The sequence below is a fragment of the Enterococcus eurekensis genome (assembly GCF_042654605.1).
Taxonomy (GTDB): Bacteria; Bacillota; Bacilli; order Lactobacillales; family Enterococcaceae; genus Enterococcus_I; species Enterococcus_I eurekensis.
In genome coordinates, this window is the sequence record NZ_JBHSGT010000063.1 from 88,323 (window position 1) to 108,634 (window position 20,312).

The 20,312-nt window shown below is 33.7% G+C and carries 16 protein-coding genes and 1 pseudogene; 6 read left to right on the forward strand and 11 right to left on the reverse strand.

Annotated elements, in window-relative coordinates:
* Positions 1–6: 6 nt before the first annotated feature.
* Positions 7–942, reverse strand: a complete 936-nt coding sequence (locus ACFO3L_RS10655; protein WP_379967234.1) for a BREX-1 system adenine-specific DNA-methyltransferase PglX — start codon at positions 940–942, stop codon at positions 7–9.
* Between the two features lie 130 nt (positions 943–1,072).
* Between ACFO3L_RS10655 and ACFO3L_RS10660 the strand changes: the two genes are divergently transcribed.
* A complete protein-coding gene (locus ACFO3L_RS10660) occupies positions 1,073–2,005 on the forward strand; it encodes a tyrosine-type recombinase/integrase (protein WP_379967237.1) in 933 nt (310 codons plus the stop codon).
* 50 nt (positions 2,006–2,055) lie between these two features.
* Positions 2,056–2,694, forward strand: a complete 639-nt coding sequence (locus tag ACFO3L_RS10665; RefSeq protein WP_379967240.1) for a hypothetical protein — start codon at positions 2,056–2,058, stop codon at positions 2,692–2,694.
* Between the two features lie 451 nt (positions 2,695–3,145).
* Here ACFO3L_RS10665 and pglX read toward each other — a convergent pair whose 3' ends face one another.
* From pglX to ACFO3L_RS10685, 4 genes are read right to left on the reverse strand one after another with little or no spacing between them, the layout of a single operon-like run.
* Positions 3,146–5,875 carry a BREX-1 system adenine-specific DNA-methyltransferase PglX gene (gene pglX, locus ACFO3L_RS10670; protein ID WP_379967243.1) on the reverse strand — a complete coding sequence of 910 codons (2,730 nt, stop codon included), beginning with the start codon at positions 5,873–5,875 and terminating at the stop codon, positions 3,146–3,148.
* Positions 5,876–5,907: 32 nt separating this feature from the next.
* Positions 5,908–9,537, reverse strand: a complete 3,630-nt coding sequence (brxC, locus tag ACFO3L_RS10675; RefSeq protein WP_379967246.1) for a BREX system P-loop protein BrxC — start codon at positions 9,535–9,537, stop codon at positions 5,908–5,910.
* An 11-nt stretch (positions 9,538–9,548) separates the two neighbouring features.
* On the reverse strand, positions 9,549–10,136 hold the full coding sequence (locus ACFO3L_RS10680) for a DUF1788 domain-containing protein (RefSeq protein ID WP_379967249.1): 588 nt from the start codon (positions 10,134–10,136) through the stop codon (positions 9,549–9,551).
* Between the two features lie 4 nt (positions 10,137–10,140).
* A complete protein-coding gene (locus ACFO3L_RS10685) occupies positions 10,141–10,743 on the reverse strand; it encodes a DUF1819 family protein (protein WP_379967252.1) in 603 nt (200 codons plus the stop codon).
* A gap of 367 nt (positions 10,744–11,110) precedes the next feature.
* Here ACFO3L_RS10685 and ACFO3L_RS10690 point away from each other — a divergent pair, with 367 nt between their 5' ends.
* The 3 genes from ACFO3L_RS10690 to ACFO3L_RS10700 are packed head-to-tail and all read left to right on the forward strand — an operon-like array spanning position 11,111 to position 14,053.
* A complete protein-coding gene (locus ACFO3L_RS10690; RefSeq protein WP_379967255.1) occupies positions 11,111–11,809 on the forward strand; it encodes an ABC transporter ATP-binding protein in 699 nt (232 codons plus the stop codon).
* The gene (locus ACFO3L_RS10695) at positions 11,806–12,930 is read left to right on the forward strand and encodes a hypothetical protein (RefSeq protein ID WP_379967258.1); all 1,125 of its coding nucleotides are present in this window, start codon (positions 11,806–11,808) and stop codon (positions 12,928–12,930) included. Before ACFO3L_RS10690 ends, ACFO3L_RS10695 begins: the two co-directional genes overlap by 4 nt.
* 4 nt (positions 12,931–12,934) lie before the next feature.
* Complete coding sequence (locus tag ACFO3L_RS10700) at positions 12,935–14,053, forward strand: hypothetical protein (RefSeq protein ID WP_379967261.1); 1,119 nt, start codon at positions 12,935–12,937, stop codon at positions 14,051–14,053.
* Between the two features lie 240 nt (positions 14,054–14,293).
* Here the strand turns inward: ACFO3L_RS10700 and ACFO3L_RS10705 are convergent, their stop codons facing one another.
* Entirely contained in the window at positions 14,294–15,211 is a 918-nt protein-coding gene (locus ACFO3L_RS10705; protein ID WP_379967264.1) for a helix-turn-helix domain-containing protein, read from the reverse strand.
* Positions 15,212–15,832: 621 nt separating this feature from the next.
* On the opposite strand from ACFO3L_RS10705, the pseudogene ACFO3L_RS11530 reads away from it, so the two are divergent.
* A pseudogene (locus ACFO3L_RS11530) lies at positions 15,833–16,984 on the forward strand (IS30 family transposase).
* A gap of 389 nt (positions 16,985–17,373) precedes the next feature.
* On the opposite strand, the gene ACFO3L_RS10720 reads toward ACFO3L_RS11530, so the two are convergent.
* The 5 genes from ACFO3L_RS10720 to ACFO3L_RS10740 form a co-directional block, all read right to left on the reverse strand.
* A complete protein-coding gene (locus ACFO3L_RS10720) occupies positions 17,374–18,327 on the reverse strand; it encodes an IS30 family transposase (RefSeq protein ID WP_379967270.1) in 954 nt (317 codons plus the stop codon).
* Positions 18,328–18,811: 484 nt separating this feature from the next.
* Complete coding sequence (locus tag ACFO3L_RS10725; RefSeq protein ID WP_379967273.1) at positions 18,812–19,429, reverse strand: IS3 family transposase; 618 nt, start codon at positions 19,427–19,429, stop codon at positions 18,812–18,814.
* Positions 19,333–19,548, reverse strand: coding sequence for a transposase (locus ACFO3L_RS10730; RefSeq protein WP_379967276.1), 216 nt, complete (start codon positions 19,546–19,548; stop codon positions 19,333–19,335). The genes ACFO3L_RS10725 and ACFO3L_RS10730 overlap by 97 nt, the downstream gene beginning before the upstream one ends.
* Before the next feature lie 72 nt (positions 19,549–19,620).
* Complete coding sequence (locus ACFO3L_RS10735) at positions 19,621–19,944, reverse strand: transposase (protein WP_379967279.1); 324 nt, start codon at positions 19,942–19,944, stop codon at positions 19,621–19,623.
* A 152-nt stretch (positions 19,945–20,096) separates the two neighbouring features.
* Positions 20,097–20,303: a hypothetical protein gene (locus ACFO3L_RS10740; protein WP_379967282.1), complete on the reverse strand. Its 207-nt coding sequence runs from the start codon at positions 20,301–20,303 to the stop codon at positions 20,097–20,099.
* Positions 20,304–20,312: the final 9 nt, after the last annotated feature.

The window sequence follows — 20,312 nt, forward strand, 5'->3', positions numbered from 1 at the left end:
CCTTGTTTACGGCTCTTTTACACCTTTAGATAAAATGATATATTTTGTTTTATCATCCGGATCTCGCTGTAACTTATCATAATTTATAACGACCCCATCATCTAAATCTAGTTCGATTTTCTTCAAAGCAAGATGACCAATTTTTTCATCAAATTCTCTCAACTCACGAATTTGTTTATGAATTTTTTGGATTTCCTTTTCAAATTTAGCACTATCTTTTGGATTTGAAGTCACTGTTTTTTCAATTTCTCTTTGTTCAATCCGACCATTATACGCTTGATTAAGTTTTGAGATATACTCTGTTCTAAGAATTCCAAGTAAACTCGCATCATAACGATGTAAATACATTAATGCCTTAAACCCATTTTCTTTTCCTGAATCAAACTGCCAATAAATCGGTCTTTTTTTATAAATTTGTAAATGGTTGCTATAAAAATCTTTAACAAAATACCGACGAATAATCTCACGACTGGTTCCCGTCCCTTTTAACGTGTCCGCAATATACTGTAAATTTACTTCTAGCGTTTCCTTTCCATAAACAACTGAAACAAACTCAACAAATTTTTCAACAATATCAAGCGAAGAGTCATCAAAAAATTGCGTTTCAGTTATCAATAAAAGATTATTCTCTACAGGTTTGAACGTTGTATATTTCGAAGCATCAAACTCGCCACCTGCATAAACCAGGCCTTCAACATCTAGTGAATAGCGTCCAAACATACAACCTACCGCATAACTGATTAGAGATTTAATATCCTTTTCACGATCGGCTAGAGATACCGATACTTCAGAATCCTTTACATGATAATCAAGTTCATCTTGCAATCCATATAAATCAATAAAAATTTTATTCAGTTCTTCTTCATTTGCTTTTAGTTGATCAAAACGCGCTTGTGCTTCCGCTTCCCACGCCTTGAATTTATCTTCAATTAAAGTTGCCAAATTATTCCCTCCAATTAAATATTCTCCCTTTAAGTATACCACGCATTGCGTGTGAGTCATTCTATTAAATTTTCAATTTATTTTTTGATAAACTCGATAGGAACAACTAAAAATGGGAAGGAATGAGATTATGCAAAAAGAAGAAACTTTAGCAGACTATTTTTACCAATGGATGGAGACTTTCAAAAAACCTGCACTCGCGCCCGTCACTTATGTAAAATATCAAAACACCTACCGTCAAATTAAATACTATTTCAACGATGAAAGTATTCACTCTATTTCTCGTCTATCTTACCAACAAGCATTGAATAAATTTGCGAAAACGCATGCAAAAAGAACTACTGCAGGATTTCATAAACAAATTCGAGCGGCTATTTTGGATGCCGTTGAAGAAGGTCTTATTTCAACTGATTTCACTAGAAAAGCAATTATTACTGGACGAAAAAATAAGAAGAAGCAAAAATTTCTTTCTTATACTGAATGGCAAAAACTAATTACTTACACTTCTAATAACTGTACAAGCTCTTTAAATCTAATCATCTATTTATCCGCTGTTACTGGCATGCGTTATGCAGAAGTTCTAGGATTAACCGTTGCTGATATCGATTTTAAAAATAAAACCGTCACTATCAATAAAACGTGGGATTACAAATACCACACTGGTTTTAAAAGAACTAAGAATAAAAGTTCTATTCGAACGATTGACTTGGATCGCCAAACATTGAAGTTACTGAGAAAATTACTAGTTACTCGTAAGTTTAAAAAAGAAGTTCAACAAATTTGTGTTGATTCTAAAGGTTCTTTACCTGTAAGTGCCACAATCAATCGGTATTTAGAGAATCTCTGTCAGGAATTAGAAATCCCTATTATCTCGTTCCATGGGTTACGGCATACGCACGCTTCCATACTCCTCTTTAAAGGTGTCAACTTAATTAGCGTCAGTAAGCGCCTCGGACACAAAGATGTCACAACTACTCAAAGCGTGTATTTTCACGTCATTAAAGAAATGGAAGAACGAGAAACAGATCTTATTTTAAGTATTTTAGACGAGGCAATAAAGTAACGTTCTGGGTAAGTGAAAAGCTCATTCATAATTTTGTTGAAGGCACACGCATGGATGAAATTGTTCAACCAAAAGTTGGTTTGCAAACAGGAAGTAACGATAATTTTATTCGTTTATGGTGGGAAGTGGATCAAACAAAAGTTAAATATGACACAGTTTCAATTCCTGATTCGATTCACTCTGGGAAAAAATGGTTCCCATACAACAAAGGTGGATCATTCAGACGTTGGTATGGAAATTATGATTATGTGGTGAATTGGGAGAATGATGGACAAGAAATCAGAAATTTCGTTGATGATAACGGAAAGCAACGGAGTGTTGTACGTAATCCAGGTTTTTACTTTAAAGAAGCGATAACTTGGCCTCTTATAACATCAGGTGGGTTGAGTGCTCGTTTTCGTGAACAAGGAAGTATACATGATGTCTCAGGTATGTCAGCATTTTCAGGTACCCGAATCAATACTTATTACGTTTTAGGGATAGTTAATACGCCAATTGGGAATAATATCTTAAAAGTATTAAATCCTACAATTAATTCACAAGTGGGGGATTTCCAGAATATACCAGTGATTTTTGATGCTTCTAATTTCAGAATAATTGAGTTGGTTAAAGCAAATATTGGTATTACAAAAACAGATTGGAATCAATTTGATGATCGTTGGGAATTTGCTAAACATCCGTTAATTTAATATAAAAAAATAATATTGCTAAGCGTTGTAGTCCCACCGAAAGTTGGACTTTTTGAGGCTTGCTCAAAAGATTCTTAAATAAAAAGGAAGAAAATCTATTTTCGATTTTCTTCCTTTTTTAGATAAAAAATGGCACTATCTTATATAATTAAAGCGGTAAGATCAAATTTAAAAGAGTAATGTTTATGTGCAAAAAACAGTATACTAATATAACAATAAGTAAATCATTTTATCGTTAGGTTTAGAGAATTATTTGGAGGAAAACGATATCGTATACGCGATAGATTAATTAGTCAAAAGTATCTCAGGAACGATCCTTTTAGTTTTTAATCATAAAATGGAAATCTCCTCTTATCATCCAAAAATGATGTGAAAACTACTTTAAGACAATACCCGAAAATTAAAAATTTTAAGTAGATTTTTGAGAGTCAAATCATAGTTCTATGTTTTTTTATACCAAAGGATGCCTTTCGAAAGTTACCCAACCTGTTTCTTCACTCAGCCATTCTTTTTTACAAACATCGATATTTTGAGCAACATTTCTTTGAATTAATTTATCGTTATTTAGATTAAAAAGAGTAGGAAATAGCGAAACATACCCAATGTGCATATGAATTGTTGGATTTAAAATTTTAAAAATATAATTTCCCACAGGTGTGTTGAGTAAACCTAGTAAGTATTTTTTATCCATCATAGAATCACTGAAGGCTGAATGTCCTGTTGAATCAAATATGCTACCGAATTCACGATACCTCATTGAGAAATCACCACTTGTGACATCCGACCAAGTTATCGCTTCTTTAAAGTAATAATCTGTATTTTGAGGACGTGAACGAATTTTTCCTTTATCATCAACGAAATTTCTGATTTCTTGTCCATCATTCTCCCAATTCACCACATAATCATAATTTCCATACCAACGTCTGAAAGAACCGCCTTTATTATAAGGAAACCATTTCTTTCCTGATTTTTTAGAATCAGATATTGAAGTAGCATCAAACTTGATGCTAGCCAAGTCAACTTCCCACCAGTATCGAAGAAAACGATTATTGTTTGCTGTTGCCAAACCTTGCTTAGGATTAACAATTTCATCCATCCGTTTACCTACAACAAAATTATGAATTAACTGTTCGCTTACCCAGAAAGAAATCGGTTCCCCTGGAATTTTCTTGAAGTTCTCTTGATTCGTTTGATAAAAATAATCGACTTCTGGATCTTGGATACCTTTTAATACCTTTTCTTCTTGAACTTTCATACCGCCTTTAAAGTCAGATAATTTAAAGTAGTTTCCGACAGGTTCCAGTTGTGTATTCTTTATAGTAAAGCAGCAAACAGGAACTGTTGCTTCTTCAAAAGCAGAATATTCCATTTGAATCAAGCTAGAGATACTTTTGTTCTTGATTAAATAATCTCGAAGTTGTTCATAAGATTTAATAAACATCCATACAAATGGTGTCATAAAACCGGCATAACCATTTTCCTCAAGTAAATCACTATTCATTTTAATAAATACAGAGAATAAATCGGTCTTTACATCTTTATAGTTTTTAGTCACATAAGATCCTAAAGTACCACTCATTTTATTGAGATACGGTGGATTTGTTACAATTGCCTCATATTTAGCAATCATGATTGTAACAATGTCTAACATCTCGTTTAATTGTTGATGAATAACTGGAATGGCGTACAATTCATCCATATTGCTAAACTCAGGAAAAACATTAATAAGATTTCTAAACTCTTCCACATCGGTTATATTCACATCAGTAACATTAATAACAGAGCCTAACTCAGTCGCTACTTCAAACTTATCAACCAATACTTTAAAGCGATTCAAAGTATCACTAAATCGACTTTGGTCAAGTAAAGATAGCTCTTCGATTCGAGAATAAAATTCATCAGAAATATTACTAATGTTAATAAATTGGTGTACATTTAGCTTAATTTTTTTATTTAGAATTCTACGACTATATTGACGTCCTTTCATCATAATTGCAAAATAAGCTAGTTGAAATGCCCGTTTGTCAATTTCTAATCCAAATAAATTATGTGTCAGAATAAGTTCAGCAGCTTCGCGTTCACTGTAACCTTCTTCTTTGTATAATTTAATAAAAACATCAAATGCATAAACCAAAACATGCCCAGAACCCATGGCGTTATCTAAAAGCTTTATCTCTTGTAGAGCGAAATCACTTTTATTTTTTCGTTCATCTAAAATTTGAAGTTGGACCTCTTCTGGTTGTTCTGCAGATGGTAAATAATATTTCCAACCAAAAGAATCGGCAATTTCTTTTTCTGTTCGAGTCTCAAATCGATTCGCTAATTTTTGATCAATATAATAACGTCCTAGAGAGTTCTCTACCATGTAACGAACAATCCAATCCGGCGTAAACAATTGTGTTGCAGCTGGGATTTCATCGGCGCGGATTTTTCGGTTTCCTCGTGCAAAGACTTTATCTTTTGGTTCTGTATTATAGTACTGGTACATCCAACCAATTATTTCAATTTGTCCACCTGCTTGAACATCAAAATCCTCTTCTGGAATCGTCAACAAGCTCGCAATAACACCATTATCATCAATATATGAAATACTAAATAGCAATTCTGTATAATCATCAATTTTTTCAAATAAATTTGGTAATTGTTGGTTTAAATTATTACATACTCGGATAAATACGAGTTGGTAGAGTTCATCTACCGCCTGTGCCGATCCGTCACTGATTAATTCAATGACTTTTTCCTTAGTCTTTTCATCAAATTCTTGATACAAGTTCGTTTCTAATAAATTAGTTATCATATCTGGTTCTTTTTTTCCAACAGATTCGCTAGAAAGAACTCGCTGTCTATCTGGCAAATAATTATTTACTTCCATAAATCGGATAGCAATTAAACGGTTAAACCAAGTGTAAGCAACTTCTTCTATTAGTGTTTGATACGCAATTTTATAACCAGAATACGCTTCTCTTTTTTGGAGCTCTTCTACTAATTTAGCCCGTTTCATAATATCTTTACCGACAAACCGCTCGCCGTTACTCTTAATCTCAATCAAGCTTGAATCGATTTGCGTGGTCTCATCAATGCCTGATTCTGTAACACCTAATTTAGCAAGTTTGGCACTTACTCTCGCAATGAGGATATTTCTCGCATTAATTGCAAAATTTCGAATCGCTTTTTTATCCATTTCAATCTCCGTTTCTTAATATCTGATTATTGTTAGATTTGAATATCGAGTTCACTATCCGATCCTAATTGCTCGATCAATGTCTTTCTCAATTGACGGATAAATTGATCAACATCCGCCTCATTCTTTAAGCGTGTTGGCGAAGCAATTAGCGAGCGAACTTGAATACTTTTTACTTCTTTGGATGGCTTAACTTTTGGTAGCTCCTCATCAATTGTGGGTACCACTGGTGGTTTCATCCGCAATTCATTTTCTTTTCGATTAAATTCCGTAATAAAATTCGATTTGAAAGTCTCTGCCTGCACCGGTGCAAGCGCCACTTCATCCAACTTTTCATAAGTCATTAGCGATTCTAGTAAATTATCAAATCTTTGGTTGATTCTTCTCTTGAAGTCTTCTGCCATCTCTTTCTCAAATGAACGACTTTGCATATTTTCTATGGCGTCTTTCTTTAATCCCTCAACTTTTTTAGCAGCATTTAGAGCTTTACTCTCAATAAACTCAGCATAAGCTACTTTAAATCGACTATTCAATCCACTTAAGTTTGGAATCTCTCGATAAGGATTTTTCTTTTGCATGATTTGTTTCATCTCAGAAATAATTTCATCAATGACTTCTGTTGAATCTTGAATCGTACTTGACTCAATCTTATTGATATAATTCGTTGCTTCTTCCCAGATTATTTTCTGGCTACTTTTGTGGAAATTACGAATATCAACTAAATCTTCTGCCCAATCTAATAAATTATCTTCTTCTGCCACCAACACATTAAAGAAATCATTCGTATCTTTTGTATTTTCTATTTTTTGAAGTAATCGTATATTTGTAGCAATCACATCTGATTCCGGATAATAATAGCCATTGTGATTTTTATAGTTACTAAATTCCTTAATCATTTTATCCACTTTTTCTTTGAAACTTGCCTTCGTTAAATCGTCATTCGTATCATCAACTAGGCTCCGAACATCAAATAATTCTACCCCTAGTTCTTTCGCTACTAATTTTTTCTCTGCTCCAATGACTTCCTTCATTTCAATCCGAATTTTTTCGGGCATACGACGTGTAAAGATGGCCTCTGAAACTTCTTTTAAGTTATCTGTGATAGATAATGAAATCCCATTTTTGATTATTTTAATAGCGCCTTCTTTAAATAACCGAGCAATGATCCACTCTAAGTCTTCGTTCACGAAACCATACGGTTCTTTCCCAACAAAATGATCTCTAAGTGACTTCATCGTAACAGTCAAACTAATTTTAGATTGCAGTTTGATATATCTTTCAACTTCCTCTAACGCATTTTGATTCTCTTTTTGAGCAAACAGTTCATTGGCATTGGAAGTTAAATAACGATTAATATCTTGTTCGTTTATCGCTGAATCAATCAAGTCATTCTTATGATAGACAAGTGTTGCCATTTGTTGTAGGGCATCATTTAATCGCATTCTAAAGTCGCTACCTTTTACTTCTAGTTGCGTATTATTAAAAAAGAATGTTGTATCTTTCAAGAAATCATTAAGCTGATTTCTCATCACTTCATTTAATTCTTGGTTTTCAGAGCTTTTCTCTGCTTTTACGGTTTGAAAGTTCTTAATGGTGTTGTTCGCAAATGTGGTTGTGACATATTTTTCAACTCGTAAATACTTTCTTAAATCATTCATAAAAGGATCATCTAACGGTAAATGAACAAGTAATAAATTTTTGGTGCTGGCTAAAACTAATCGATCGGAATCCCCCCATAACTCAACATCTAGCGGAGTGATAATTTTTACTTCTAATTGTGAGTTGACACTCTTAGAATGCATTAAATCATCGACATAACGGTTATAAAAGAAATTATAGCGATTCTCAAAAGCCTTCCCTCGGGCATGACGATTTAAATAAGAAAAACTATTCTTCCCAACTTTATCATCAAAAATATCTATCGCTAATTTTTTCTTGATATCAGAATCTGTTAATTCAATCTTATTAATTACACGAGTCACTTCTTGTTCTTCATCTGTTTGGAAAATGTAATTTTGTAAATTTTGACGAATTAAATTTTGGTCGATTAGTATTTTTAAAGCGATATCAACTCTTTTTTTCAATTCTAATTTATCTTCGTCGACATGACTGAGCATCAAATTCGTAATATTATTTAGCGTTGGTTTAATGTTTTGATCAACATATTTAATCATAAACAGTACCTTCAATACATCCACATTGAAATAATCATTCTCATCTAACACAATTTTGGAATTTTCTGCAGCTTTTTTTATCACAGCGTCATTTTTTGTTTCATTTAACCATTTTTCAAGTGAGGGATAGAACTGATTTAAAGAAATCAATGAGCCATTCTCTCTATCCGCATTTCGTTCGGCTGTTTCCTTAAAAAATGCTAATAGTGAACGCTCCCCTCGAGAAAGATTGGTTCCCTGTATACTGTGTTCAGAAATTTGGGTTAAGATATTAGCCAATAAATTAAATTGATACGGAATAAACGGATAAACATCTGCATAATTTTCAGCATCTGTATATAATTTCAATTCTGGGCTATCTTCAAATTGTAGTTTCATGGAGATATCGTTCTCATGATTTGGATAATCCGCTTCTAAATACTGTTGTGCATTCGTATTTTTCTTAAGAATTCTTTTTTTAATAACTTCATCAGCATTTGCCGAAGAAAGAGATAATGTTGTTTCAAAACGTCCTTTAATTTTAGAAAAATCCATTGCTGAACTTCCGGAAATATCCGTTACTGCATCAATTAATTCTTGACTCGTAACAATCACCCAAGCTTTTCCACGTGATTTATTTCCTAATTCTTCAACAATCGTTTGGAGTTGAAGCGTTAACGAACGATTTCCTCCGATATATTGTCCAATTTCATCTACTAAAAAGACTATGTGTTCATTATTGCCTTTTGATTGTAAATATTCCTCTACTAAATCGGCAAATTCTTCAATGCTAATTTTATAATCTGATGCATATTTGTTAAACCAGTTACGTGCAGCTAATTCGGAGAAGTATTCTGCTTGAACTAAAGAATCTACCATAATATCTTCTAAAAAATCGATCTCGTGGCGCGCTTCTTCCCAGCTACTTCCATATTCTTGCTCAAAAATCTCCTTAAAATGTATCAATTTCCCTTGTTTATCTAGATTTCTTTCCAAATCAGCAAGTTGAGGAATTGTAGAGTATCCCAAACTATGATTGAAAACTTTTAGGAATACATTTACCAAGCTATTTTTTTCTTCAATTCCTGTTTGATGTTTTGACTCAACATTAAATAAAATTACATTTGTTGGTGTATCAACAGCTAACTTCATATCCGCAATTGTTATGTCGTCTTTTATTTTTCGAGTTGCTAGATCTCCTTCTGTAAAAAAATCAAACGCATTTTTACCATTAATTTCTTTATTTTCAAGGATATACGATAATATTTTAAGAAAATGGGATTTACCAGATCCAAAGAAACCTTGAACCCATACTCCCATTTTACTCGTATCACCAATAATCCCTTTTTTATAGGCATCAAAAAAAGTCTTAAAATGGCCTTGTAGTTCTTTCGTTACTACGTATTCATCTAATTCTTGATAAACTTGCTCATCATTCGATTTCGTGGCAGTGATGACGCCTTCAATATTTCGTTGGATATCCTTTAAAAACATTTCTTTAATTTTCATTTCTGTCCTCCTCAATCAATCCGAAAAGCTCGGTAATAATTATTATCTTTTTTTGTATCTAATATCGTTAATCTTAAACGATCATACTCACCTGGATACATCATAATTACAGGTGACTTAGTGAATACTAAGTGCATTTTATTTAATACCGAGTGCGCTCGTACCAATGGGTATATTTCCCCTACTCCCGTAAGTATTACTACCGAATTCTCCACAATTCTTTCAGTAATATATTTTGTGAAATACATTTCAGTATCATCAAAATCTTCCATCTTTAATAATCGATTAATTCGAGAAGCAACAAATGAAATACCATGCTTTTCTTCCATCTTTGCTATCGCCTTCGTATAACCTTTTTCTTCAATGTAATTCACCATCAATTCATAAAGATTAAAAACTTGAATCGTATAGCCTTCCAATTGTGGACTGTTATTCTTTAATAGGTTACGAATATATTCTCTAACGAATAATTCATCTTTAGGATTATAATCAAAAATATAGTAGCCAACCTCATTACCTAGTCCGCGATTGGCTAAAAAATCTTGTGAGTTTATCGTTTCTTTTAAGTGGTTAAGTCGTTGTTGAATTGAATTATTCATTATCTTAATATCCTCCAGCAATTGCTTTTAAAATATCTATTCGATTATTTTTTTTCAACCATTGAACTACTCTATCATCAATCATTTTGGGAGTAATTAAATCTTCTCCTTTTTCATCTCGTATTAGTCCAGCTTCTAAAAGATACTTTTTGTAAGCACTAGCCAATCGATGATATGTATAGGGTTTCCACGACATAACTACTTCATTTACTCTTTGTTTTTCGGAAAAAAACGAACGATAATCTGTAAGTGTTAATTTATAAATTTCTTTATTTATTTTTTCTTGATAAACTTCTAATAAAAATTCAAGAAATAAATCATTTAGTATCAATACTGCTACTAACACAACCATTTTTTGATTATCAATATTCAATTTTGGAAATAATAAATGCATTTCTGAATCAAGTGCATTCACTCTTCTCTTTGCTCCATTAAATATTTCATTCGCACGACTAGTACTAACTGCAGTAAAAATATTAGACTCTTCACTTAACATTTTTATTTCTGCTTCCGTTTTCCCTTCATTAAGAAGTTCGATGTACTGTTTTGTTTCGTGAAACCAAAAACCTCGTGAAACTAATCCTGCACTATATATCTTTTTCGTCATTTTTTTACCTCACTTTGTATCAAATCTTCCACAACCCTATTAAACCTCAAGGAATAAATAACTATTTATTTCTCTCCATATAATTTATTTTAAATAATCGATTTAGATAGATGGTATCAGTATAAATATACCATAACTCTTGATTGATAAGATAGGGGGGTACTTTTCTCAATATACATTTTCCAATCTATAAAACAAATGATTTACTCATGACTCTAGTGTACTTCAATGTTTGTCGATTGGATAAAAACCTGAAATAAACTGGCTTCGTTATGCGAAGTCAGTTTTTATCTTTTCATTATATTAAAAGATTGATATATTAAACAATAAGTAAAAAAATAACGTCAGCCATTTTAGGGAGGTACATATGTTAGAAATATCGAATTTAAAGGTCCGTTATAAAAAACAGCAAGTATTGAATCACTTAACGCTCCAATTGAACGAAGGCGAAGTCTTAGGATTAATTGCGCCGAATGGTTCTGGGAAGACTACTTTTCTCAACAGTATCGTCGGATTAGTTCCTCGAGAATCGGGTTCTTTCGTGTTGAATGATTCGATTGCTTATGAAAAACAGCGAGAAGCTTATTTAAAAGAAGTGTTTTTCCTTGAAAGTTCTCAAAATTTATATCCTGATTTAACTGTTCAGCAACATTTAGAGATGGTGAAAGACCTTTGGCAATCAGAGTTATCAATCAGCGACACTCTAAATATTTTTCATATTGATCGTTTCCAAAATAAAAAAGTACGACAACTTTCTTTAGGGATGAAACAACAGCTACTTCTGTCTTTATATTATATGAGCGATGCTAAAGTGCTCTTGTTCGACGAACCCTTGAATGGTTTGGACCCTACGAATACTCAACTTTTCAATTCGTTGATACAGTCATTCGCAAAACGAGGAAAAACGATCATCATGTCCTCTCACAATTTAGGAAATATTGCTGAATTATGTACGAAAGTAGCTTTTTTACATGAAGGCAAATTACATGAAACCAATAGTGTCACTAAAAATCTCCAAGAGCAATACAATCAACTCTTCAACTCTCCGGAGGTATTTTTTCAATGAAGTATGAATTTTTAAAACTCAATCGTTGGCTTGTATTGATCTTAATCACCATTTTTATCGGAATTGGCATCCTGCCATTGCTACAAAATAAAAACAATCAAACGGATCTCAACAGTCAAAAAGAGCGCTTTTATCAAGAAAATCATGAATTATTACAAAGCGCGGTTCAGTCGATGAAAGCTACCGAAGCACCTGATGATTTGATTGCGGCAAGTGAAAGAGAATTAGCTGCTTATCAAGACGGTTTAAGCGGACTAGCTCGTAATAATCAGCAACAACAAATCACAGCCGAGCTTAAGATTGCTGAGATTCAACTAGAGAAAGCAAAAAAAGGCTATTTACTTGGCGCTACAATTCCTGAATTAGAATTAAAAGTCAAAGAACTTAATTTTTTCCAACATTCAAAGCTCAAATGGGTCGACCCTTTTTTTACGGCTGTTCCTCCCGCTAGTAATTTTTTGCTTGATACTTTTTTACAGCTGTCCTACCCTCTTTTACTAAGTATGGGTGCTTTATTTATTGCTTTGGTCTGTAGTTATGAACAGCGTAAAAACACAGTGAACTTTATGCGAATCACGCCGCAAAAACCGAGCGCTATTATGTGGCATAAAATTAGCGTCATGATGCTGACCCTTTCAGGATTCTTAATCATCGGAACCAGTGGTATTTTTATCTTTGCAGCTTTGAAAGGTGGCGTCGGAAATTTTGACTATCCCATTTTCTTTTTAGATTCGAAGGAGGCGATCCACCAAACGACGATTCTATCTTATCTATTATTACTGTTTTTTAGTACGTTACTCTTTTTCTTTTTACTCACCCTAATCGGTTACTTACTACAAAGTATTTCTACACCCTTTCTTTTAATTTTTTTCATTTTAGAACTAAGTATTTTCCCATTAGCTTTAGGTGGGATGAGCGATTTTATTCCCGTTATGATTGCTAGAATATTGCCTACAAATTATTGGGATTTCCCACGATTAATTCTAGGATATAACCCTTGGGGGAGCGCAGCAATCTCTTTTGAAAAAGGAATCTTCTTTATGATTCTTAGTATTATGTTACTCTTTATTTTAAATTTGGTCGTTATGAAAAATAAAACACAACAAACGATAAGTAGGTGAGCAGATGAAATGGGAAATACAAAAGCTACGCAGTAGAAAAATAAATTTTCTCCCACCTCTTTTATTTTTATTGATACTCATGATTCCTTTATTGATACAATTAACCATTTCACAAAACGAAAGAGATGAACAGAAATATCGTACCGTCGAAGCAAGTCTCGTATCCGATACGCAAGAAATTGAGCGACTTAAACAAAATAATGGGAATGCAAACCGAATTGAAACGTTGGAAAAGAAGTTAACGTTATACAATCAATTACTCGATTCTATGGCAAAAAATCATTATTTCGATCGTCTAAGAGCGGAAAGTGATCTTGCCAAAATCGACTACGAAGACATGTTAGCCTCCAATCAAATTGGAAAAATAGTTACTGATCAAAAAATTCTGATTGCAAAGCTGGATTACTTTATCGAAAAAGAAAAGGTCATCTTTGAACCTATACAAACCCAGCGGCTTCCCTTAGTTAATTATCTAATCTATTTTAGTCAATTCATTCCTTTTATCGCAATTTGGGGCATCCTACTCCTCTTTATGACTAAGTTTTTGACGGACGAATACACGGATAAAACGATTGCCTGGAATTGGGCCGTTCCACGTAATCCATATAAAATATTAAAACAAAAGAGTTTGATTTATTGGTTTTGGATGAGTCTCAGCCTTTTGCTGCCATTAACGCTTGTTTCGGGCTTGATTAGTCTTTGGAATGGCTTAGGAGACAGTCAGTATCCTTTATTTTTTATCGATAATCAACAGAATGTCACAATGAAATTTGCCTATCAATACTTGTTACAACTTTTTGTAGGAATATTTCTTTTAGTGATTTTCTTGACTACTATGTGTGCATTTATCGCAACCATTTGTCATAATTATCCACTCACACTGGGCATTTCATTTGGGTTAATACTAATAAGTAACGGGTTATCCAACGATGCCCTAGCATCAAACGGCTTTTATCCTGGCAACTTTTTTAACATGCCTAAATTTATAGCTGAAAATCATTCTGAACAAATTTACATCATGTATATGAGCTTAATTATATTAAGTCTGATTTTCTGGGTTCTACTGAAAATAACGATTGTAACGAAAGAAAAAGGTCGATCCACACTTCTGTTTAGATTTTAATTACTCCATAAGAAAAAATGAAAAAGAACATGTCTTTGAGAGCATGTTCTTTTTCATTTTTTCCTAACCACTATATACAAAATCATTTAAAAAGTCTAAGAATGTAGGAAAGAAGCATACCTGTGATAATTCCGGCAATACCGACAACAACCATTTTCCATTTTTTTGACATCCTCATCCCTCCTTAATTTATGATCGTTGAGTGATTTTGAAATTTTTTAATCAAACATATACAATTAACTATTGATTTGTTTCAAATATATTTAGGTCTTTTTCCATTTCTAACAATATTTGATCGTGCGCTATTCCATCCCCTAATAACATCGCTGTTTTTGCTGCTACACCATACATTTCCTTTGCTTTTTCTATATCTCTTAAATGGAATAATAGGTACTTCGCTTCCATCATCTGCAAGATGGGTTTCTTTTGAAATTCTTGATTTTCCTCCGAGATTGTCTTGGAAATATCGAGTAATTGTTTGTACGTTTCATAGTCTTTTAGTTCAGATAAGAAATGAAGTGCAAAAATATGCACTCTAATAGCAAGGTATGCATTCGAATCATTCGAATAATTAGAGTTACTGATTATCTTTTTTAATACCTCATTAGTCAGATTTGTCATCTTATAAAAAGTATTTTTTCCAGAAGTATATAAAAGATATAAGTAAATCAACAAGAAATCGATTTCAACTAATTCTTGCTTTATTAAGGACTGTTGTAAGTATTCCTTTAACAAACCTGATTCAAATTGTATATTTTCAAAAACTAGAATATCTGTAGTAGCTCTTAAAACATCAATAACTACTTGCTCGCTTTCTCCAATATAATCATAAAACTTTTCATAAATTTGATCAAATAACAAATTAATTTTCTCTGCTCGAGTAGGATCTTTATAAATTGTCTGTTTTATGATTTTATTTTTTAATATGATGTATTCTTTCGGTAATTTGATATGTGATTCATCAATAAAGTGATTTAAAGAGAGGTTTAATTTATTTGCTATAAAAATTAATTTCGTTAACGTTGGAATCGACTCTCCTGACTCTATCCTAACTAGCTGCCTAACGGTGATTTTAGACTCATCCTCACAAATCATTTCACGAGTTAATTTTTGTTTTTCTCTGGCTTCTCGTATCTTTCTTCCTAAAACTAACTTCATTCTAGTAACCTCCCTTTCGACTACTTATTTTTATCTTTTTTAACAATACTTTAATGGTTCCATTCAACTTATTATATCACATTTAAGAGTTTTTAAAATTCATTTAAATTCACTAGGTATATTAAAATCATAGTAAACAATCCCCTCCGTGGCTATGGTTTCATTTTTTAAACTTCCATATTACAAAAATAGCCAAAAGAACATGACATGCATGTCATGTTCTTTTTGGCTATTTTTAATATAAATTGTAATCAATAACAAGTATGGAAGGAGTGAGGAAATGAATTACATTATTGATTTTTTATCAAATTTTCCTTGGTATGCTGGATAAGTCAATGAATCCAAAATTTTTATTTATTTTCGTATCTCTACAAACTCTGTTACTTATTGCGCATAGCGTTCTTAACGAACCACTTATCGAGTACACAATAAAACCATGAATGTTTCAGAAAGAGTTTATTGTGTATATTAGTGTTACATCCATTTTCATAAAATAACTTTTTTATAAAAAAGTAGAAAGGATTATATAATTAACTTAACCAGTTGAAATAAAAAACGTCACGTGAATTCCATGATATATTGAAATTATCACTAACTAACAATAGACAAGGATGAACTCACATGCCGCAAATCTATAACAGCACAAATTTACGCAAGGGAAAACACCTCTCCTACTCAGAACGCTGCAAATTACCATTCTGAAAAAAGAAAACTATTCCCATCGTCAGATTGCCAAAGTCCTAGGGCGTGTTCCGCAAACAATAAACAATGAGATTGGTCGCGGACTATCGCCCAGCTAAAACGACAAACGCAAAATGTGAAAGTCTATGATACTTACTATTCTGTTTATGCCGCTGACGCAGGACAAGCCTTCTATGAGAAGCAACGAATGAACTGTGCCAGGCGCCCAAAATGGGCAAACACCGATACTTTCATTGCCTGGGCCGATGACAAAATGTTAAATGAAATATGGTCACCGGACGTCGTGGTCGGATTTGCCAGAAAACATGAGCTGTTCGATTTCGTTATCATTCCTAGTACAACCACACTTTATCAATGGATTAATCGGGGCACCATGAAAACAAAGAATATCGATTTGCTCGAAAAACTGTCGCGTAAAATCACAACGATCCGATCTAGACATCACTCTAACAAGCGTATTCTAGGAAAATCTATCGAAGAACATCCCAAAGAAATTGAAACCCGGGAAACCTTCGGACACTGGGAAATCGACACAGTCGTAGGAAACAAAATCAAATCGTCTGCCGTGTTGCTGACACTAGCAGAACGGCAGACACGTTTTGAGGTCATCCTGAAATTAACTGGGAAAGATGCTGAATCGGTTGACCAAGCAATACATAGTCTGAAGAAAAGAGCTGGTGATGCGTTTGACCAACTATTTAAGACCGTCACCTCAGATAATGGCCCAGAGTTGGGTTACACGACGCCTTGCATAATGTGGCGGACGTCTATTTCAGCCATCCCTATACTTCTTAGGAGCGTGGGACGAGCGAAAACCAGCATAAGTTGATCCGCCGTTTTATCTCAAAAGGTAGCCCGATTAGTAATGTAAGCGAGATTCATATCTTGCAGATCCAACGTTGGATTAACGATTATCCTCGTAAACTTTTGGGGGATGTGACACCATATGACACGTTTGTTCGTGCATTCAAGCAAGAACGATTGGTGGATTTACCCGTGAACCCTTGGCAACAAGCCATGCCTCAGCTCATTATCAGGGGTTCACTATTTTTCATAACAACAAATCAATAGTGGTACAGAAATCTTTAGTCACCAAAGGTGGCTAACTTAAACTTGAAATTTACGTAATATTTCAGCAGGTACAGGTTGGGCCCAAATAAATAAAAGTCCTAGTAAGATATGGCAATCTCCAGATTCTTCTGGAGATTGGGTTCTAAAAAATAAAAACCAATCGGTGCGAAATACAACATATCCAACAACTAGTTTAGGTTTAAATATTCAAGGTTTAGTTGAAATTAGCAAAAGTGTTAGTACCAGTATGGGATTCAAGTTTGAAGTTATGGAAGGAATGGGATTCGATATGAGTGGTACCACAAGTACTAATTGGCATGCTAGAAAAAATTACAATTCCACAGTGTACATTAAAACAATGTGGTGATTATTATTTATCATTTTTCAAATTAAGCGAGACAAAACTTTCCATTTACGTAACTCAAAAAAACTTCCAGTGGTGTTTGGTAATTTAGTGATTTTCTAGGAATATGGTTTCTTTTGGACGCAACGAATGAGATAAATCCTTGATTGACTTGGTTGAAGTCCATTTCTTTGGGTAGTCCGTCTTTTCGGAGGTGTCCATTTGAATGTTCATTTAATCCCCGTTGTGAAGGTGTTCTTGGGTCTGAGAAATAAATATCAATATCATTCACATTACTAATACTTTTCCAATTAGAGAATTCTTTTCCACAATCAAAAGTGATTGATTTAAAGAGATTTTTGGGCACTGATCGAAGCCATTCATTAATCGCATTTTCAATGTCACTTGCCTTACGGCCTTCTGGTTTCAAGACGATAATTGCTTTTGAAAGTCGCTCAACTAGCGTGATAACGGGACTCTTATGGTGAATACCAACAATCGTATCACCCTCTAAATGTCCAAATTCTTCTTCGAAAACAACATAACCTTTTTCACGTTCAGAAATATTTCTTTTGAATGCCTGTTTTCCACGTTTTTCCTTATAACCGTTTGGTTTTCGTTTTCCTTGCATTGGTAAATGTAGGACATCGAATTCACCTGCATTAAACCGGTGGTAGAGGGGACTTACTGAACAAGAGAAGGTTCGCTCTGCACGGCCAATAATGACATCCGGAGTCCAATCTTCAGATGCTCTTTCTGTAATGTATTCTTTTTCCTCTGCAGGAAAAATGATTTCTGTTCTCCCGCAACGTCTCTTATTTTCTTTGTATTGTTCCAAGTATTCAAATGCTGCTCCACCGTGCTTGAGAAAGTTATAGACATTGTAAATTGCTTGACGTCCACGTTTCAGCTGCTTAGCAACGATAGCAACCCGAGTTTCTTGATGAAAATATGTTTCTATCATTACAAGCTCATTTGGTGTAAGATAGGTATAAGTCATTTATTTTCACTCCCCTTGTATGTTTTAGCGGGTCTTATAATTTGAGTGTAACATAAGTGGCTTTTTTATTTGTCTCGCTTAATTATACAAACGGCGATTTAATAAAGGAGGACCTATGATGTATATAATCTCAGGTACAATATACATATCGTTATCTATCATTTTAATGCTAGGTTTTTTTATATGGCATTACTTCATGTACGCATATTATGCACCGATTCTGTTATGTTCACTGATTTTTTTAATATTAGGTATAACATCTTATAAAATAGGACGAAAACATCACTCGGTGTAATTGCTGCTTATGTAAAATCTAACGGATTCTACGTTTAAAAGTTGATTGATTTTGATGCGCTACCCGTCAAGTGGACAGGGAAATATAATAAGCTTTCTTAAGACTATCTGTCGATTTTTGGCAGGTAGTTTTTTACTTTCTATTTGTTGAATGAAGAATCGCACTTTCTCCACCAAACAACGATGGATTTTAAACCACTGACAATAACTGTTGATGCACTTGTAAAGGTGCCATGGAATTTAGACAACGCTGATATCGACCATGATTGTAATAGTGTATGTATTTTTCAATCATGGAGACAAGACTTTCTCGGCTTGTAAACTGACGACGATAATACTTTTCTCGTTTTAACATCCCCAAAAACCCTTCCATTGGGCCGTTATCAATGCACTTTGCTACGCGAGACATACTTTGCCACATACCGAAATTTTTAAGTCGTTGATTTATTTGCTTGCTCGTGTACTGAAAACCACGGTCACTATGAAACAACGGGTGCGCATTCGGCTCCTTGTGTACCACTTCATCAAAGGTATCAAAAACTAATTTATTATCATTTCGATCACTAACGACAAAGGAAACAATCCGATGATTGGCTAAATCTAAACTGGCACTAAGATAGAGCTTTTTTACTTGATTGCTTTCGAAATATTTGAATTCACTCACATCTGTTAACCATTTTTCATTCGGATGATCTGCATGGAAGTTGCAATTTAAGTATTTTTTGGCGATAGAATAAGGGATTTTCGCACTCTTTGTAATCCCATGGGGCGGTGTTTTACAGTTGATTTGATTTGTCTCATACGACAAATTCTTAGGACTCGCTTATCATTCACGTGTAATCCGAAATCCTGAACGAGGTCATCTCGAATTCGCCGGTAACCTTTTTCATCATCTGCTTCATGAATGTATTGAATGAGGTCCGCCAATTGCTCATTAAATATTGTTTGCTTTATGCAATTCTTTTATTGCTTGATATTCAAAGAGGTGGCGAGTGAGGTTTAGTTCCACATCCTTTCGAATGCCCTGACTTTTTTTAAGAGATTATTTTCCATTTCTAATTGTTTAATTCGACGTTCTTGTATAGCTAATTGATCATGCATGGTTCCTTCTGGTGTGCGACTAGGGATAGTCCCTGCCCGATGTCCACGCCGATCTTGTAGACCAATTTCACCCATGGCCTCATATTTCAAAACCCAATTACGAACTTGTTGGTAGGATACTTGATATTTGATTGCCATTTGTCCGTAATTACGTTGATTCATTAGACAATCATGCACAATTTCGATTGGTTCTTCAAAAGTTGTTTTTCTTGCTTTACTCATTCGACTTCCACCGCTTTCTGATTTGAAGTTTCTATGAGTATTATAACTCTTTAGCCAATCTCGTAGTGGTGAAGTGTCTCTAAGCTTATATTTTTTACTAATTTCTTGTAAACTTCCTAAACCATTCAGATAATCATTGACTGCTTTCATTTTCAATTCAACAGGATAATTGGTATTTTTTCTTTTGGCGAACAATCCTGTCGGTCCTTCATTTTCATAGATTGTAATCCATCTTTCCATGTTGTACGACTGATCGCTTCCAATTTTGCAAGATAACCGAGACTGTTGTTTCCGTTCAAATAACTTTCCACCAACATTAGTAATTTTTCTGGAGCTAACTTTGTTTTTCTTTTAGACATAAAAACTCC

What these genes read in the sequence shown, in the direction of transcription:
- ACFO3L_RS10660 (WP_379967237.1), top strand. Translation starts at nt 1,073, where the DNA reads ATGCAAAAAGAAGAAACTTTAGCAGACTATTTTTACCAATGGATGGAG.
- ACFO3L_RS10665 (WP_379967240.1), top strand. Translation starts at nt 2,056, where the DNA reads ATGGATGAAATTGTTCAACCAAAAGTTGGTTTGCAAACAGGAAGTAAC.
- pglX (WP_379967243.1), bottom strand. Translation starts at nt 5,875, where the DNA reads ATGGATAAAAAAGCGATTCGAAATTTTGCAATTAATGCGAGAAATATC.
- brxC (WP_379967246.1), bottom strand. Translation starts at nt 9,537, where the DNA reads ATGAAAATTAAAGAAATGTTTTTAAAGGATATCCAACGAAATATTGAA.
- ACFO3L_RS10680 (WP_379967249.1), bottom strand. Translation starts at nt 10,136, where the DNA reads ATGAATAATTCAATTCAACAACGACTTAACCACTTAAAAGAAACGATA.
- ACFO3L_RS10685 (WP_379967252.1), bottom strand. Translation starts at nt 10,743, where the DNA reads ATGACGAAAAAGATATATAGTGCAGGATTAGTTTCACGAGGTTTTTGG.
- ACFO3L_RS10690 (WP_379967255.1), top strand. Translation starts at nt 11,111, where the DNA reads ATGTTAGAAATATCGAATTTAAAGGTCCGTTATAAAAAACAGCAAGTA.
- ACFO3L_RS10695 (WP_379967258.1), top strand. Translation starts at nt 11,806, where the DNA reads ATGAAGTATGAATTTTTAAAACTCAATCGTTGGCTTGTATTGATCTTA.
- ACFO3L_RS10700 (WP_379967261.1), top strand. Translation starts at nt 12,935, where the DNA reads ATGAAATGGGAAATACAAAAGCTACGCAGTAGAAAAATAAATTTTCTC.
- ACFO3L_RS10705 (WP_379967264.1), bottom strand. Translation starts at nt 15,211, where the DNA reads ATGAAGTTAGTTTTAGGAAGAAAGATACGAGAAGCCAGAGAAAAACAA.
- ACFO3L_RS10720 (WP_379967270.1), bottom strand. Translation starts at nt 18,327, where the DNA reads ATGACTTATACCTATCTTACACCAAATGAGCTTGTAATGATAGAAACA.
- ACFO3L_RS10735 (WP_379967279.1), bottom strand. Translation starts at nt 19,944, where the DNA reads ATGAGTAAAGCAAGAAAAACAACTTTTGAAGAACCAATCGAAATTGTG.
- ACFO3L_RS10740 (WP_379967282.1), bottom strand. Translation starts at nt 20,303, where the DNA reads ATGTCTAAAAGAAAAACAAAGTTAGCTCCAGAAAAATTACTAATGTTG.